Consider the following 17,286-nt stretch of genomic DNA (forward strand, 5'->3'; position numbering starts at 1 on the left):
AGGGGGCATTAGGCGATGGAATTGAAGCGGAATGAACAGCTTGGCGAAATCGCCACGATAGCACGCGCCATTCCGCCCGGTGCGACCACGATATTGCCTGTCGATGGCGTCATCCAGCTACCACCCGGAACCCGACTCGACGCGATCAAGCTTTCCGGGAACGATCTGGTCGTCACCATGCCCGACGGGCAAGTGCTGGTCATCGTCGATGGCGCGCTGCGTATTCCGCAAATCAAGGTCGGTCCGATCAACATCCCGGCACCGACGGTCGCCGCTCTGATCGCGGGTCAAGAACCCGAGCCCGCCGCAGGGCGACCGCAAAGTTCTGGCGGCAATTTTGCCCAGACGCCGGGCGACATCGGCGACGCCTTTGGCCTTGGGGATCTGCTGCCCCCAACCGAATTCGGCTTCGCCCAAATCTCGAACGTAGAGGTCATTCCTGACGCAATAGACGACGAACCCAAAATCCTGATCACCACCCCGGACCAGACCGTCGGGGTCACCGCCGCGACTGCGTTGGTATCCGAGGCCGCGCTGGCCGCGCGCGGCACCGAACCCGCCGGGACGGATCCTGCCTCGCCGCGAGAATCCACCAGCGGCACGATCCAGATCGCCGCCCTCGACCAGCCGGTCGTGGTAGCCGTCAACGGCACACCCGTGACCACGGTCGGACAAGTCATCACGACCCCGCTGGGCCAAGTGACGATCACCAGCATCACGCCGGGTCTGATCGGCTACAGTTATACGCTGATCGATAATAGCTCCGACCCCGCCGCCACCGACGTCGTGACGATTACCGTTACGGATGACGACGGCGATGTCGGTACCGCGACGCTTACGCTCACTATTGAAGATGATGCCCCGATCGCGCGCGCCGATATCGACGACACCGCCCTCGGCAGCAACGCTCCGCAGAGCGGCAACGTCATCACCGGCGCGGGCACTGCCACCGGGGCGGCGGGCGCCGACTCTCCCGGTGCAGACGGCGCGTTGATCACCGGTGTGCGCGGCGCATCCGCTACTGACTTCAGCCCGACGGGAACGCCGGTGCAGGGCCAATATGGCCGCCTGGTAATCGCACCGGACGGTACCTATGCCTATGTCCGGTCGGCGGGAACGCCGGGCGGCGTTGAGGACGTCTTTACCTATCGGCTGACCGATGGCGACGGCGACGTATCGACCGCCACGCTGACGATCCGGATCGGCGACAGCACGCCCAGCCTGATTGTACCCGCTGCGGGCAACGATGGCACCTTTGTCGACGAGGCCGGCCTGCCCGAACGCGACGGCAAGAGCCCTGGCTCGCGCGAAGGCGACGGTTCCGACTTCACCTCCGGCGTCATCCAATTTGCGGCAGGTGACGGGCCCGCCGCGATCACGATCAACGGCGTGACTGTGACCGAAGAGGGTCAAGAGATCGCGCTGGCGACCGGCACCTTCTACATCATTGCGATCAATCCGGATTCGATCGAGTATTTCTTCTGGCTCACCGACAACACGCTCGGCGACAATGCGTCGCAATTGATCACCGTTGGCATCACTGACCTGGACGGCGATACTGTATCGGCGAGTTTCGAGATCGACATCATCGACGATGTTCCCGAAGCTGTTGCCGATTTCGACAGTGTTGCTGCGGGCAGCTTCGGCCCCGTGACCGGTAATGTGATCACCGATGCCGAAAATGACGGCGGACGCGATTTTCCCGGAGCGGACGGCGCCAGCGTATCATCGGTGTCGGGCAGCGGCGATCCCGTCGGCGCGGGAACACCCGTCGCGGGATTATATGGCGTCCTGACGCTGAACAGCGATGGCAGCTATAGCTATGCCCGCAATCCCGGCACCCCGGGCGGCGTGTTCGATACCTTTACCTATCGGCTGACCGACGGCGATGGTGACACGGCCACCGCCACGCTGCGGATCGCGATCGGCGATGGCGGCGTCACCGTTCAGCTGCCTGATGGCGGCGACGACGGTCAGCTGGTGTCCGAAGCTGGGCTGCCAAATGGATCCGCGCCCGACAGTGACTCTGCAACGACCGAAGGCTCGATAACCTTTGCCGCGACCGATGGCGTGGACGCCGTTCGCATCAATGGCGAAACGGTGACGGCGGTCGGCCAGATTATTGCGGGCCAATATGGTACGCTGACCGTCACCAGCATCACGGCGACGTCGATCGGCTACAGCTACATTCTGGCCGACGCGACCAGCGGCGACGATGTGGTTGAGACCTTCGGCGTCGTCGTGACCGATTCGGACGGCGATAGCGCCAGCGGTACGCTCAGCATCGTCGTCGAGGATGATGTCCCGACCGCGATCGACGATCTCGACTCGCTGGAATCGGGCAGTGCATCGACGGCCGACGGCAACGTCTTGGCCGGCATCGGCGGCAGCGATGACAACGCCACCGATGGCGAGGCCGACATTTCAGGCGCTGATGGCGCGAGCGTCACCGCCATTTCGTTTGGCGGTGAAGGGGGCGACATCAACGGCCTGACCTTTGGCGCCTATGGCACGCTGCAGATCGCGGCGGACGGAAGCTACATTTACACGATCGACCCCGAAAATGCCGACGTGGCGGGACTCGACGGCGACGATGAGCTGACCGAAGTCTTCGAATATGTGATCACCGATGGCGATGGGGACGAGGCCACCGCCACCCTGACCGTGGTCATCCGCGGCCGCGACGACATCGTGACGATCGCTGGGCTCAATCCCGAGGGCGCGGAAGCAATTGTTTCCGAGGCTAACCTCGCCGACGGTTCAAACCCCGATAACGCTGCTCTGACCCAGACCGGCGACTTCAGCTTCAATGCCGTCGACGGGATCGCGACGATCACAATTGCTGGCGAAACCTTGTTCGACGGCGCAATTGCCGCCGGGCTGATTATCACGACCGAGTTGGGCATTCTGACGATCACCGATTTCGCGCCCATATTCGACACCGCCGGCGATATCATCGGCGGCACGATCAGCTACAGCTACGAACTGACCGAAAACAGCGTCTTGCACAGTGGCCCAACCAACGGCGCGCTGAACGAGGCTTTTGCAATAGAAATCACCGACAGCGACGGGTCGATCGCGACCGCAACCCTCGACGTTCAGGTGGTCGACGATGTCCCCGTCGCACGGTCGGCCCCCTCGATCACTGTCGCCGAAGACGCCGCCGCGATTTCGGGCAATCTGCTGACCAACGACACGCAGGGTGCCGACGGTGCAACGGTAACATCGGTGACGATCGGCGGCGCGGTCGTCGCAGTCGCCGCCACCGGCACCACGACCTTCAGCAACACCCACGGCACCTATACCTTTCAGGCGAATGGCGCCTGGAGCTTTGACCCGGTCCCGCAAATCAGCGTTTTCCCGATCCACGCCAATTTCACCTACACCATCACCGATGGCGACGGCGACCAATCGTCTGCGGTCCAGCTGATCCGCCTGGCCGACGGAACGGAACCGACTGCCAGCGACCCGATCCAGCTGACGGTCGATGACCAGCATCTGGAAAGTGGCTCGACCCCGTCGCCGACGCAGCCGGTAACAACCAGCGGCAATATCGTCTTCACCCCCGGCTCCGACGCCATCACGTCGATCGGCTTTGGCGACATTTCGACGCTTGACGGCGGACTCAGCTGGACGCTCGAATCCGACAACCAGATCATCGGCTGGGACGCCGACGAAAATCCGGTTGTCGTGATCGACCTGAGCGTGTCGGGCAATGTCGCCACGGTGACCGTCACGCTGCAATCCAATTATGCGCTGCACCCGGACACCACGCTGGACGATCTCGTCGCGCTAGGATCGCTGGAAGTGATCGCGACGGACGCGGACGGCGACGTGGTGGCAGGCACGGTGGGAATTTCGGTTTCCGACGATGTCCCGTCGATCAGCGCGCTGTCATCGCCCGCGGGCCTGCTGACGGTCGATGAAAGCAATTTGGCCGAACATGCGACAGCAAACTTCGCCAGCCTGTTCAACATCGTAACCGGCGCGGATCAGGAAGGCAGCAGCGTCAGCTATACCTTCGAAGTGACAACAGCGACCGGGCTGGTCGATGTCGCCACGGGGTCAAAGATCATCCTGCAGGCGACCGGCAATGTCGTCGAAGGCCGGTTGCAGGATTCGCCATCGACCGTCGCCTTCCGCCTAACCGTCGCCGCCGATGGTCAGGCGACGCTCGATCAGATCCGTGCCGTCCGCCACCCCGACGCCACCAACCCCGACGATCCGGTGACGTTGTCGCCGACGATCATCCGGCTGACCGCAACCGTCACCGACGGCGACGGCGATCAGGCGTCGGCGCTAGTCGCCGTCGGCAATACGCTGCTGTTCAAGGATGACGGCCCGTCGATCGACGCGACCAATGTCGATACCAACAGCATTACCCTGACGACGCAGGACGCCGGCACGCGCGGCAGCGCGTTCGACGTGGCATCCGCGAACTTCTCCGCGGCGTTCTCGACCGCACTGGTCAATTTCGGCGCCGACGGTCCCGCAGATGCGGGCGTTGTCAACTGGACCTATTCTCTTGTGCTGGGCTCGGCGGCCGCGACCTCCGCCCTGACCAGCAACGGCGTGCCGGTCACGCTGGCCCTTGTCTCCGGCGAGATCGTCGGCAGCGCGGCCGGCACGCCCATTTTCTCTATCGCAGTGAACCCCGCGACCGGCGTCGTCACGCTGACCCAATTTGCCGAGATCGACCATCCGTTGCCGGGGTCGGACAGCAACTATGCCGCGCAGCTCGTCGAGCTGGCGGCCAATCTGGTCGAACTGCGCGGCACCGCGACGATCGTCGATCGCGACGGTGACAGCATTTCGGATACCGTTGCCGTCGATCTGGGCGGGAACATCCGCTTTGCCGACGACGGCCCCTCGATCACCGCCGGTGGAACGGCGGCGACGCTGACCGTCGACGAAAGCGACTTTGCGACCGATGCGACAGTCGACCTGTCGGGCCTGTTTACGGCGACGACCGACTTCGGCGCAGACGGCCCGGGCAATATCGAATATGAACTGGGCGTCACTGCCGGGGCGAGCGGCCTGATCGACTCGGTAACCGGCGAAGCGGTGATCCTGTCTCTCGAGGGCGGCGTCGTCTTCGGGCGCACCTCGACGCATGAGGTGTTTCGCATTTCGGTGGCGCCCGGCGGCCTCGTCACCTTTGACCAGTCGCGCGCCGTTCTCCATTTGCCCGACAACGGTCCCGACCAAAGCCTGTTCCTGTCAGGCAGCAACTTGATCACGCTGACCGCCGTTGCAGCCGACGGCGACGGCGACACGGCACGGACCACCGCCGATATCACCAGCCGTTTCGCAATCCGCGACGACGCGCCGCTAGCGGTGCATGACGAGGATAATGTCTCGCGCGACGGACAGAATTTTGCCGACGGCAATGTGCTGACCGGGATCGGCGGCGCAGACGACAATGGGATGGACGGATCGCCCGACAGTGCGGGCACCGATGGCGGCTTGCTGGTCGTCGGTGTCGCTTTTGGGTCGACCACGGGAACACCGGGTACGGCGCTGACGGGGGACTATGGCACGATAACGATCGCCGCCGACGGGAGCTATCGTTACGATCTCGATCCCAACGACCCCGCGGTCATCGCGCTGAACGCCAACGAAACGCTGACCGAAACTTTCCATTATACGGTTCAGGACGCCGACGGCGACGCCTCGACGGCCACGATCACCATTTCGATCACCGGCGCCAATGATTTCCCGATCGCGCGCGCCGATACCAATTGGGTGCTCGACGGCGTCAGCGGCTCGGACCCGAGCGCATCGGGCAATGTGCTTCAGGACATCGCGCATCCCGGCGCGCCGTTTGGCAGCTTTGCCGACGTGGCCGACAACGACCCCGATCTGGAGGCGATCACCGTTACCTCGGCTGGCACCTTTGTCGGTCTTTACGGCACACTCGTGATCAACGCCGACGGCAGCTACACCTATACGCTCGACGAGGACAAGCCGGTCGTCAACGCGCTGGATAGCGGCCAGACACTGACCGAAAGCTTTGCTTATACGATCAGCGACGGATCGCTGTCGGTCGGCTCGACCCTGACGATCACCATATTCGGCACCAACGACGCCCCGACGATCGGCACGGCAATCGCGCGCGTGTCGGAAGAAGGTCTGCCGAACGGGCTGCCCGATACGGCGCCCAACGCCACGCTCGACACCACCAACAGCGCGACCTTTAGCGGCGCGCTTGCGATCGGCGACGCCGACGCAGGCGAGACGTTGACAGCGACGCTCGGCGACCCCGGTGCAGTGCTGACCGCAGGTGGCATTCCGGTTGCCTGGACCGGGATCGGCACCGGCACCCTGATCGGTTCGGTCGGCGGATCGGAAGTCATCCGCGTCACGCTCGCATCGAACGGTGCCTACACCGTAACGCTGTCGCGCGCCGTCGACCATCCGACCGTTGCGATCGAAGACCTCAAGGACTTCTTCGTCCCCGTCTCGGTCTCCGATGGTACCACGACCACGACCAATGCCTCCGCAATCCAGATCGTGATCGAGGATGATGCGCCGACCGCCACCGGCGAGACCGGAGCGACATCGCAGCCGACGCAGGATGTTAACACCCTTTTCATCCTCGACTTTAGCGACAGCATCGACAACAGCGAACTGAACATCATGCTGGAAGCAGTCCAGGGCGCGCTTGCGCAGTTGGACAGCGCGGCATCGGGCGTCCTGACCATCAAGTTCGTGATCTTCTCGTCGGGCTCATTCGCCTCGGAGGCGTTCTCAACCGCAGCCGACGCAAACGCCTACCTCGACTCGCTCAACCCAGCGGCCGGCGGCGAGCGACCGTCGCAGGACGATATCGGGTTCAACACCAATTACACCGGCGCGATTCAGACCGCGCTCGCCAATTTCAACACCATCCCCGGCGCGAGCAATCAGGTGTTTTTCCTGAGCGACGGAAACCCGAACCAGCAAACGCAGTTCGGGGGCATCCCGCCAATGGTCATTGATTCGCTGACTGCCGCCACCGCGACGGCGTGGAACAATTTCGTGGACAACAACAATGTCAACGTCACCGCGATTGGTATCGACAACAACCCACTGCAACCGCTGAATATCCAGCGGCTGCGCGATGTCGACCTGAACGCGGCGCCGAACAATGAACCGATCTTGGTCGATGATTTCGAGGATCTGGTCGCGACCTTGCTGTCGGTGATCGTGCCGTCGGCAGTGTCGGGTGATCTCGACGCCAATGATTTCTTCGGCGCCGACGGCGGCCGGTTGCTGTCGATCACCATCGGAACGACGACGTACACCTGGGACGGCGCATCAAGCATCGCGGTGTCGAGCGGCGGCAGCATCGCCGGAAACAGCCTCAATACAATCACCACCCCGATGGGCGGCACGCTGACGCTGAACTTTGCTACGGGTCAGTATAATTACCAGCCACCCAGCCCGATCACGGTCACCGCGACCGAGGTGTTCAACTATGTCGTAACCGACCGTGATGGCGACACCGCGGCCACCAACCTGTCGGTCACCATCACGGCGCTGGCACCGCCGATCGCGGTCGATCTGGATGGCGACGGCGTCGAATTCGTGTCAAACGCGGCGGGGGTCAGCTTCGACTATAATGGCGACGGCATCGCCGAGACCACCGCATGGGTCGGCGCCGACGACGGTCTGCTCGCGATCGACAAGAATGGCGATGGCAAGGTCAACAACGGCGCCGAACTGGTGTTCGGCGGCGCGGGCCTGTCCGATCTGCAAGGTCTGGCCGCGACCTATGACAGCAATGGCGACGGCAAGCTCGACGCGACCGACGCCGAGTTCACGAAATTCGGCATCTGGCAGGACGCGAACAGCAATGGCGTGACCGACGCGGGTGAATTCCGCTCGCTGATTAGCGAAGGCATCATCAGCATCGCGCTGACATCCGACGGGCGCGCTTACACCGCCGCCAATGGTCAGGTGCAGGTGAAGGGCGAAGCGCTCTACACCCGTGCCGACGGCAGCACCGGCAAGCTCGCCGACGCGGCCTTTGCCACCAATTTCGCCGACCAGCAGCGGGTAGCCGCAACCAACGGAACCGCAGGCGTTTCGACCGCGATGCTGGTGGCCGGACTTGCCGCGGCGACTCCGCTGGCGGCGCGCCCGCCCGCCACGCCCGATGGCGACGCAGCGGCTTCGGCGCAGCAGTCCGGCCTACCGAGCGAAACCCCCGAACCGACATCGACGCTTCCCGCCGCCAAGGCCGAAGGGCTCGTCCACGAGTATTTCTCTGGTCCGGAAACGGCAAAAATCGAAGCCGATCCTACCCAGCGCCAGATGGACGAGGATAAACGGCGCGAGCCACAAAGCGACGAGCTCGACACCTCAGCGCCCGATCCGACCTACGCCCAGCTGCTTGCGGGAACCGATGTCGAGCTGCCCCCCGAACCGGCAGCGGCAGCCGCATCGGGCGACCAGATGCAAATGGCGCTGCCGCCCGCAGCGATGCCTGACTCGGCCGCCGCACAGATCGACACGATCGTCGCAGCCGCGCTGGAGGGGCCACAGGTCGAACTCGACGCGCTGCTCGGTCCCGCGGCACCAGCGGAGCCCGTGCTCGCGCGCATCATGCTGGGTGATGGCGGTGGGGTCGGCCTGCTCAGCGACGGCGCATCAGGTCAATCATTCATTGCCGATCTCGCGCAGCAGCATGTCGTGGTGCAGCTCGAACAAATGGCCTCGGCGGGTCACGCATAGGCCGACCGGCAGGGATGCCGGACATTATGAAACGTCGGCGCAGGCGAAGGATCACGCAGAAGGATCTTCGACTTCGAGCGGATAGATGCAGGGGACAAAAGATGCCGAAAATTCGAACCGCAGCATTGTTGCTCACCGCGGTCGCGCTCGTCGCGACGCACGAAGCTGGCTGGACCCAGCGAATCGAGCTGAAGACCGCGGTGGAAACTGCCGTCCAAACCAACCCCGAAATCAACCAGGCGGTCGAGAACAAGACCGCGATCGAATTCGAGCGCGAACAGGCGCAGCGCCTGTTCGCGCCGCGGGTCTCGGTCGAAGGGTCGATCGGAATTCGCCGCCTCGAAAACAGCACCCGCCGAGCGCTGGGCATTGCCGATAATGAGCTTTACCCGATGGAGGGTGGGCTCAGCGTCGAACAGACATTGTTTGACGGCGGGGTTCGCCGCAATGAAGTCCGACGTCAGGCAGCGCGCACCGATGGCGCGGCGTTCCGCGTCGAAGAACGTTCGCAGTTCATCGCGCTCCAGGTCACGCGCCAGTATCTCGACTATCTGTTGCAGCAACGGATCGTTGCGGCGTCTGAGGACAATATCGATTTCCACAGCAAGCTGGTGACCGACCTGCGCGAAGGCGTGGCGAAGGGATCGCTGAGCATTGCTGATCAGCAGCAGGCCGAAGAACGCCAGCAGGCCGCCCGCGCCCGTGTGACCGAGGCGAATCTCGACCTCGTCAACACCGCGGCATCATTCCGTACCCTGACCGGGCTCGATCTGGTCGACGGCGCCGCATTGCCGCCGTCGCTGGCAGGCAATATTCCGGGGACGCTGGAGGATGCGCTGGCGCGGGCGCGCGAACGCAACCCGCGGGTGCGCGAAGCGCAGGCCGATCTCGATGCCGCCCATTCGCTGGTCCGTAAGTCGAAAGCCGAAATGTCGCCGACGCTCGCGCTGGAAGGCAACGCCCGGATTGGCGACGACATCGACGGTTTCCGCGGCGAGACCAATGATCTGCGCGCCGGGCTGGTGCTGCGCTGGGATATTTTCAACGGCGGCCTCAAGCGGTCAAAGGTGCAGGAAATGTACCGCCGCGAAAAGGAAGCGCGCTTCCGAATGGACCAGATGATCCGCGAGGCCGAAGAGGATGTGCGGGTCGCGTGGAACACTTGGGACGCGCAGGGCAAGCTGGTGAAGGAGCTGGAAGAACAGAGCCGGGTTTCGGATGAATTGCTGCGCTCCTACCGCGCCCAGTTCAACGTCGGCCGCCGCTCGCTGCTCGACGTGCTCGACGCACAAAACACCCGCTACAACGTCCAGGTTCGCACCGAGACGGCGAAATTTGCGCAATTCTACTCGGAATTCAAACTGCTTGCGGCGCTCAACGACCTGCTCGCGGCGATGGACGTCCAGCCTCCTGCCGCGGCAGCTTCGACCGCGCGCGAGCGCTTCAAGGTGCAGCCGACGCCCGAAATGAATCCGGAAGCGATGCGGGATCCCACATGAATTATCCGGCCGATGCCCGCGGGGCGCGGCGGTCGCGCCAGCCCTCCCCCGCCACGGGTTTTGAAGCATGGCACAGCACCCCGGCGCAGGGCGACGAACTGCTCGATGCCGTGGCGGCGATCGCGGCGCTGTTCGAGCGTCCCTTCTCTGACCTCCGCGTCAAAAAGGGGCTCGCGCTCGACGATGACGGCCTGGTGCCGCTTGATCAGCTCGATCAAGCCCTCGACGCCGTTGGCCTCCGCTGCCACCTGGTGCGGCGGCCACTCGCGGCGTGGAATGCGCAGGACGTTCCCGCCATCCTGCTGCTGGACGAAGAACGACCGCTAGTCCTGACCGCGATGGACGATGACAGCTGCTGGGTGCGCTTGCCGGGTGCGCGCAGCGACCTACAAATCGATCGCCGCCTGCTCGACGCCGCCTATTCGGGACAGGGCGTCATCGTCCGCCACGACCCCGCCAGCGAAACGGCGCGCGAACGTCCGTGGGATCAAGCCACGAAACAGCATTGGTTCTGGAGCGAGGTGTGGAAGGAGCGCAGCCAATATGGCTATGTGATGTTCGCGTCGCTGCTGATCAATCTGCTCGCCTTTGCGATGCCATTGTTCACGATGAATGTGTACGACCGCATCATTCCCAACAAGGCGGCGGCCAGCCTGTGGATGCTGGCATTGGGCGCGCTGTTTGCCATCGCGGTCGAATATGGGCTGCGGCTGGCGCGCACCGGGCTGATCGACGAGGTCGGGCGCGGCATTGACGCGCGGCTGTCGCAGCGGCTGCTCGACAAGGTGCTCAACCTGCCGATGGCGACCCAGCGCGGCAGCACAGGCGCGCTCGCACGGCGGGTGACCGACTATGAACAGGTCCGCGACTTCTTTGCCTCGACCACCGTCGTACTGATCACCGACATCCTGTTTCTTGCCGTGTTCGTGGCGCTGATCGCGGTGCTCGGCGGATGGCTCGCGGTCATTCCGATCGTCGCGATGGCTGTGATGCTGGCAATGGGCTGGGTCTTGCAGCGCCGGATGAGCGCTGCGGTGGCCGACGCACAAGTCGACGCCAGCATGTTGCAGACGACGCTCGTCGAAACGATCGGCAGCCTCGAAACCGTCAAGGCGTGCCGTGCCGAGGGCCGGATGCTCGGCAAATGGCGGCGGCTGTCGGCGTCGAACGCTTATACGCAGGAGGAAATGCGCAAGCTGACCGCGACCGCGGTCAACCTGGCGACCCTGTGCCAACAGGCGACGGGCATCGCGCTGATCATCGGCGGCTTTTATCTGTTCAACGCCGGCAGCATCTCGATGGGCGCAATCATCGCAATCGTCATGCTTGCCAGCCGCTCGTTGGCACCGGTCGGCCAGCTCGCTTTCCTGATGACGCGCGGACGACAGGCGTTCGTCACCCTGAACAGCCTGCAACAGCTGATGGATCAGGATGACGAGCGCGACAAGGGCAGCCGCTCGATCACCCCCGAGGTGCGCGACGGGCGGTTGCAGCTCGATCATGTCAGCTTTCGCTATCCCGATACCGACCGGGAATCGCTGGCGGGCGTCAGCCTGATCATCGAACCCGGCGAACGCGTTGGTCTGATCGGCCGCGTCGCATCGGGGAAATCGACGCTGGGGCGGGTGCTGTGCGGTCTCTATGATCCGACCAGCGGCAGCTACCGGATCGATGGTCTGGAAAGTCGCCAATATGATCCGCACGATCTGCGCTCGACGTTGCGCTTTGTCGGCCAGGATGCCGAACTGTTCAGCGGGACAGTGCGCGAGAACCTGTTGGTCGGCGCCGCCGACGCCGACGACGCCAGCATCATCGACGCCGTTCGCCGATCGGGCGCGGATGAATTCCTCGGCCGCGACACCGCGGGTTTCGATTTTCATATCGGCGAGCGCGGCGCGCGCCTGTCAGGCGGACAGCGCAGCTTTCTGGTCCTCGCGCGCGCCCTGATGACCCCGGCGCATCTGCTGTTCCTCGACGAGCCGACGGGCGCCATGGACAGCCAGACCGAAAAGCATTTCGTCGACCGCCTGCATGCCGCGATCCCGGCCAGCCAGACGCTGATCATCGCGACGCACCGGATGACGGTGCTCGGGCTGGTCGACCGGCTGATCGTGATGGACAACGGCCGCATCGTCGCCGACGGCCCGCGCGACGAGATCCTTGCCCAGCGAGCCACGTCATGACCGTCACGACCGCCCGCCGATACGGCACCGTCGCTCGCGATGACAACCGCCGCACGATCCTCTGGCTGGTCGCGATGGCGGTGGTGGTGACGCTGCTCACCTCCCGGACAATGTGGGCGTACGTCACCGATTTTGTCGGCGGCGATACCGCCGACACCGCATATAGCAGTCCCGAAGCACCGGTAATCACCGACCCCGAAATGGTGCGGCTGATCAAGCTGACCGAAGACCCCGGCGCGACGCCCATTCAGGCGCCCGAAACCGCGATGACGCGCAACGAGGCGATCCCCTTCTCCACCGGCCCGGTTGCCTCGGCTCGACCTTTCCACCCGGTGACCGCCGATCAAAAAGCCGTCATGACCGCGCTGCGCTGTCTGACCCAGGCGGTCTATTTCGAGGCGGCGTACGAACCCCTCCCCGGGCGGCGCGCGGTGGCCCAGGTCGTCATCAACCGCGCCCTGCACCCCGCCTTTCCGAAATCGATCTGCGGCGTCGTCTATCAGGGCGTCAACCGCCCGGTGTGCCAGTTCAGCTTCACCTGCGACGGCTCGCTTAATCGGCGGCCCAATCCGGCCAAGTGGCAGGAGGCCGAGGATATCGCGCGCGCCGCGCTCGCGGGCTATGTCGAACCGTCGGTCGGCCACGCGACCCATTACCACGCCAATTATGTGTCACCTTACTGGGCGCCCAAACTGGTCAAGATCGCACAGCTCGGCGCGCATATTTTTTATCGCTGGCCCGGCAAATGGGGCACGCCGGGGGCGTTTTCGGGGCGTTACAGCGGCGTGGAAGCGATCCCGACGATCCTGGCGCGTAGCGCAGTCGTGCGAGGGCGCGACGGCGGCGAGGGCCAAGGTCTGATCCAGGCCTCGTCCGGCAATACGCTCGACGCGCTGCAAGACCGCCGCGCCGAAAATGATGCGGGCGGACGTCTCGACACATCGCTCGGCTGGGAACTCGCGATCCCCGAACCCGAGGAAACCAGCCGTGCCGCGCGGATGATGGCACGGCAGCAGGGCGGCGAATTTGACGTCGCCACAAAGGAGAATGGAACATGATCAGATCGCGGCCCTATGTCGGCACGCGCCGGATCATCCTGGCGTCCGGCGTCGGCATGTTCATCTTCGTCAGCTGGGCCAGCTTTGCCCAGGTCGATGAAGTCACGCGCGGCCAAGGGCGCGTCATCCCGTCGAGCAAAGCGCAGATCGTCCAGTCCGCCGAACCGGCAACGATATTGGACATTGTCGTGCGGTCGGGCCAGGCGGTGCGCAAGGGCCAGTTGCTGGTCCGCCTTGATGACACCGAATCCTCGTCGCAGCTGGGCCAAATCGAAGCCGAGAACCGCTCGCTGGCGGCGCGCGCGGCGCGACTTGGCCGCGAAGGCAATGGCGGAGCGGCCGCCGATTGTGCCCCCAACGCCAACGGTATCAGACCCGCGGAGTGCAGCCAGGAAGCGGACCTGCAATCGGTACGCGCCGCGACCCAGCGCAGCCGCCGCATGGCGCTCAACGCCGCGGTCGAGCAGCGTCGGCGCGACTATGGCGAGGCGCAGGCGACGATTGCTTCGCTGCGATCGAGCCTGTCGCTCGCGCAGAGCCAAGTCGATCTGCTGGCGCCGCTCGCCGCCAAGTCGATCGTCCCGCAAACCGAGTTGCTGAACGCCCAGCGCGAGGTGAGCGAGGTACGCGGCAAGCTGGCCGCAGCCGAACAGGCCGCATCGCGTGCCGCCGCCGCGATCAGCGAGGCGCAGGCGCAGGCGGCCTCCGCCGGGCTGGAATTTCGCCAAGAGGCACTCGACGAACGCAACCAGATCGTGGCCAAGATGGCGGTCAATTCGGAATCGCTGCGCGGGGCCGCCGGACGCCAGCAGCGCAGCGAAATCCGCTCGCCCGCCAACGGCATCGTCAACGATGTTCAGGTCACCACGGTGGGCGGCTTCGTGCAGGCCGGGCAAAAGATCATGCAAGTCGTGCCGGTCGGCGACAAATTGCTGGTTGAGGCGCGCGTCGCACCGCGCGACATCGCCTTTATCAAGGTCAACGACCGCGCCAATGTCAAAGTCACTGCCTATGACTTTGCCGTCTATGGCGGCTTGTCAGGGCGCGTCGTCCAGATTTCGCCCGACAGTCTGTATGATGAAGCAACCAAGGAGGCCTATTTTACCGTCGTCGTCGAAACCGACGTTGCCTATCTGCAAAACGGTCGGCGCCAATTGCCAATCACGCCCGGCATGATTTGCGATGTCGAGGTGCTGACCGGCAAGAAGAGTGTGCTCAGCTACTTGTTCAAGCCATTTCTGCGCGCGCGCTCCGAAGCATTTACCGAACGCTGAGGGCCAAGACAAAGCGTCAATAGAGAGAGGCGCCACGGTTGCAGCCGCAGCGCCTCTTATTACTATGTAACGATGATCGAAGTCAGGCCGCCCTGCCTGAATAGGGCGGCGGCCTAACGTCGGCGCGAACCGGTCTTACCTCGCGGAGCGTCAACTGCACCGGCTCCCCCAGGCCATTCTTGACCCCCCAGGTCGCCGCTTGCGTGCGGTTTTCGACGCCGAGCTTGCGCAGGATCGCCTTCACATGCACTTTGACCGTGGCTTCACAGATGCCGAATTGCCGCGCGATGACCTTGTTTGCCATCCCGGCCATAATGCTCTCCAGGATTTCAATTTCGCGATCGGACAACCCGACCGATGCGGCGCTGCTCTTCCAATCGCCGCCAAGCGCGGCCGGAACCCAGCTGGTCAGATTGTTGACGAGTTGCGACGGAAAAACCTTTTCGCCCAACGCGACCAATTTGATAGATTCCACCAGCGGCGCGCACAGAATCTCTTTGACGATGACCGCATCGACCCCGATTTGAAATGCCTCGACGACATCCTCGAACACATAGTGATCGAACAGCAACGCCAAGCGCGCCCGCTCCTTCTTCGCGGCGAGCCGACGGCAGGCGTCAAGGCCAAAGCCCGTATCGCCGCCATCGACGACGATCACGTGACGATCGACATCGTCCGCGATCATCCCCTGCGGATCGAACAGCGCCGACGCATCGGAAACCGATGCGCAAATTTGAAAGCTTTCGCCGGAAAGGATGTTGCGTAACCCCTCCCTCGCGATTTCATATTTCGCCAAGAGCGAAATTTTGATCAACTGCGACATATCCGCCTCCCCTGAATTCTCAGTCAAGGCGACCCCACTTGTCTGGACTTCGGTCTAAACCAAAAGTTTCCTTTGATGTTCATCGCGGCGGACCCCTCCCCACGTTGACACTGTTAATTTTATTGTTTGGTTATCTAATTGCTACCCATGAAGTTATACAACTAAATGACAGAATCTACGAGGATTTTGTCACATACCCACAAAGAGGTAGGCCGCAGGTCGGTTCGGCGGGTGAGAGAGCGACTGTTCGGGGCAATGCAGCGATTCTAAACTTTTACAATGCCGAGGTTTAATTTTACACGATTCCAGAGGGTATTTCCTAGCCTTTCGGATAAGCGCCGGTAGGCACTGCGGCCCAGACGGCGCCATGATGGCTAACAATTGTGGTTAATGCTCCATATTTAGCTGATAAAGTCTTGTCCCGAAACACAGCAAGTCGGACGAGTCGCGACAGAGTCGATGCCGCCAATCTGGTTGCATTTTCGTGGGCCGACGAGAACCGCCTTAGAACAGCGATTTGGATGCTGAAGTTATCGCCGGTCCTTTGGCCGCTACGAACTATCTGGTTCCGTGCGACCGCAACCGCGCCGACGTTCTCGGCAATGCGTTGCTGATCGACAGATGGGCAAGGGCCAGTTTGCCCGTTGTCCGCCAGACAACCGCAGTCTTCGACAAAGGCCGCGCGTTCGCGATTGGCGCAGCACTGGCAAACCCCACAGTCGACGTCTTTTCCGACGCCGCCATCGTCGTCGATATCCGTTCGTCGCGATAGCCATGAACCCAACGTCGATCGCCGCTGAACGACAGGATCGGCCGCAGCACATCCGAAGCCCGGCCATCATAGATTCGGTCAGTCATATTATCGAGCACGACCCACCCGGCCTTCGACCGCACGAGCAGAAACGCATGGTCGGCGTTGATCGCCAGGTCGCGCAGCAAGACGAGTTTCAAACGGGCGTCGTCGATGCCGGCCGCTTTCAGCAAGTGCATTTTCAGGATCGCATAATCCTCGCAATCACCGCTGCCACGCGACATGGTTTCGTCAGCCGTCGCCCAATAGTCGCGCTGCCGATAATTGCTTTCGTCGGCGATATACGCAATCTGGCGGTTGACCCATTGATTGATCCGTTCAAGCTTCACCGCCTCGCCAAGCCCGTCGGTCACTGCCGCACGCGCCAGCTGCGCCCGCATTAGCGGAAGCGCCGGGGCGCGGCGCGCCCGCGCCCAGCGATCGTCAAAGCGCGTCGTGTCAACGGGGATCGCGAGCGTTCCAAGCTCGCTGTCAGGGTCTGGAGCAGCCGTCGCCATCGCCGCAACCGGCGCGGTGCAATCGACCCGCACCGACACGGCAGCCGGGCGATCGGCTTTGAACAGGCGGTCGGCGCCCCGCGATATTGCGTGGACGACCACAGGATTGGCGCGCGCTGGAGCGGCGTTGACCGTCGGCGCCGGTTGTTCCTGGTTCAGCCGGATCCGGTCGAGCGCGCTTGGCGCTTCCGGTTCGAACGGCGCGACGGCGGCGAAGGTCGGTGTCGGCGACGACGGGACAACAGCGGCCTGGCAGCTATCGCCGATCGCAAATGACTTGGCATTGGCCATCTTCATGGCGGACGTGTCGGTCGCCGCATGTGCCGTCGCGGGTGTCATCGCAGCAAGCGAGAGCGCTGCAACGCTGGCGATGGTTGACGGGTGGGGCCGCGCGAACATAGCGCGAGGCATGCCGAAGCGACG

Annotated in this window: 7 protein-coding genes; 5 read left to right on the top strand and 2 right to left on the bottom strand. The window is 63.5% G+C overall.

Annotated elements, in window-relative coordinates:
- Window positions 1-15 precede the first annotated feature (15 nt).
- From B4F07_RS15875 to B4F07_RS15895, 5 genes are all read left to right on the top strand, one after another.
- Complete coding sequence (locus B4F07_RS15875) at window positions 16-8,718, top strand: DUF5801 repeats-in-toxin domain-containing protein (protein WP_293700867.1); 8,703 nt, start codon at window positions 16-18, stop codon at window positions 8,716-8,718.
- 101 nt (window positions 8,719-8,819) lie between these two features.
- Window positions 8,820-10,217: a TolC family outer membrane protein gene (locus tag B4F07_RS15880; protein WP_293700868.1), complete on the top strand. Its 1,398-nt coding sequence runs from the start codon at window positions 8,820-8,822 to the stop codon at window positions 10,215-10,217.
- Window positions 10,214-12,400 carry a type I secretion system permease/ATPase gene (locus tag B4F07_RS15885; RefSeq protein ID WP_293700869.1) on the top strand — a complete coding sequence of 729 codons (2,187 nt, stop codon included), beginning with the start codon at window positions 10,214-10,216 and terminating at the stop codon, window positions 12,398-12,400. The genes B4F07_RS15880 and B4F07_RS15885 overlap by 4 nt, the downstream gene beginning before the upstream one ends.
- Window positions 12,397-13,458 carry a cell wall hydrolase gene (locus B4F07_RS15890; RefSeq protein ID WP_293700870.1) on the top strand — a complete coding sequence of 354 codons (1,062 nt, stop codon included), beginning with the start codon at window positions 12,397-12,399 and terminating at the stop codon, window positions 13,456-13,458. Before B4F07_RS15885 ends, B4F07_RS15890 begins: the two co-directional genes overlap by 4 nt.
- Window positions 13,455-14,732, top strand: a complete 1,278-nt coding sequence (locus B4F07_RS15895) for an HlyD family type I secretion periplasmic adaptor subunit (protein ID WP_293700871.1) — start codon at window positions 13,455-13,457, stop codon at window positions 14,730-14,732. The genes B4F07_RS15890 and B4F07_RS15895 overlap by 4 nt, the downstream gene beginning before the upstream one ends.
- An 82-nt stretch (window positions 14,733-14,814) precedes the next feature.
- Here the strand turns inward: B4F07_RS15895 and B4F07_RS15900 are convergent, their stop codons facing one another.
- Together B4F07_RS15900 and B4F07_RS15905 are read right to left on the bottom strand one after the other, a co-directional pair.
- Complete coding sequence (locus B4F07_RS15900; RefSeq protein WP_293700872.1) at window positions 14,815-15,555, bottom strand: LuxR C-terminal-related transcriptional regulator; 741 nt, start codon at window positions 15,553-15,555, stop codon at window positions 14,815-14,817.
- A gap of 558 nt (window positions 15,556-16,113) precedes the next feature.
- Window positions 16,114-17,262, bottom strand: coding sequence for a transglutaminase-like cysteine peptidase (locus B4F07_RS15905; RefSeq protein ID WP_293704901.1), 1,149 nt, complete (start codon window positions 17,260-17,262; stop codon window positions 16,114-16,116).
- Window positions 17,263-17,286 lie beyond the last annotated feature (24 nt).

Source organism: Sphingopyxis sp. UBA6723, from assembly GCF_002454115.1.
Lineage (GTDB): Bacteria > Pseudomonadota > Alphaproteobacteria > Sphingomonadales > Sphingomonadaceae > Sphingopyxis.

What these genes read in the sequence shown, in the direction of transcription:
- B4F07_RS15875 (WP_293700867.1), top strand. Translation starts at nt 16, where the DNA reads ATGGAATTGAAGCGGAATGAACAGCTTGGCGAAATCGCCACGATAGCA.
- B4F07_RS15905 (WP_293704901.1), bottom strand. Translation starts at nt 17,262, where the DNA reads ATGTTCGCGCGGCCCCACCCGTCAACCATCGCCAGCGTTGCAGCGCTC.
- B4F07_RS15895 (WP_293700871.1), top strand. Translation starts at nt 13,455, where the DNA reads ATGATCAGATCGCGGCCCTATGTCGGCACGCGCCGGATCATCCTGGCG.
- B4F07_RS15900 (WP_293700872.1), bottom strand. Translation starts at nt 15,555, where the DNA reads ATGTCGCAGTTGATCAAAATTTCGCTCTTGGCGAAATATGAAATCGCG.
- B4F07_RS15885 (WP_293700869.1), top strand. Translation starts at nt 10,214, where the DNA reads ATGAATTATCCGGCCGATGCCCGCGGGGCGCGGCGGTCGCGCCAGCCC.
- B4F07_RS15880 (WP_293700868.1), top strand. Translation starts at nt 8,820, where the DNA reads ATGCCGAAAATTCGAACCGCAGCATTGTTGCTCACCGCGGTCGCGCTC.
- B4F07_RS15890 (WP_293700870.1), top strand. Translation starts at nt 12,397, where the DNA reads ATGACCGTCACGACCGCCCGCCGATACGGCACCGTCGCTCGCGATGAC.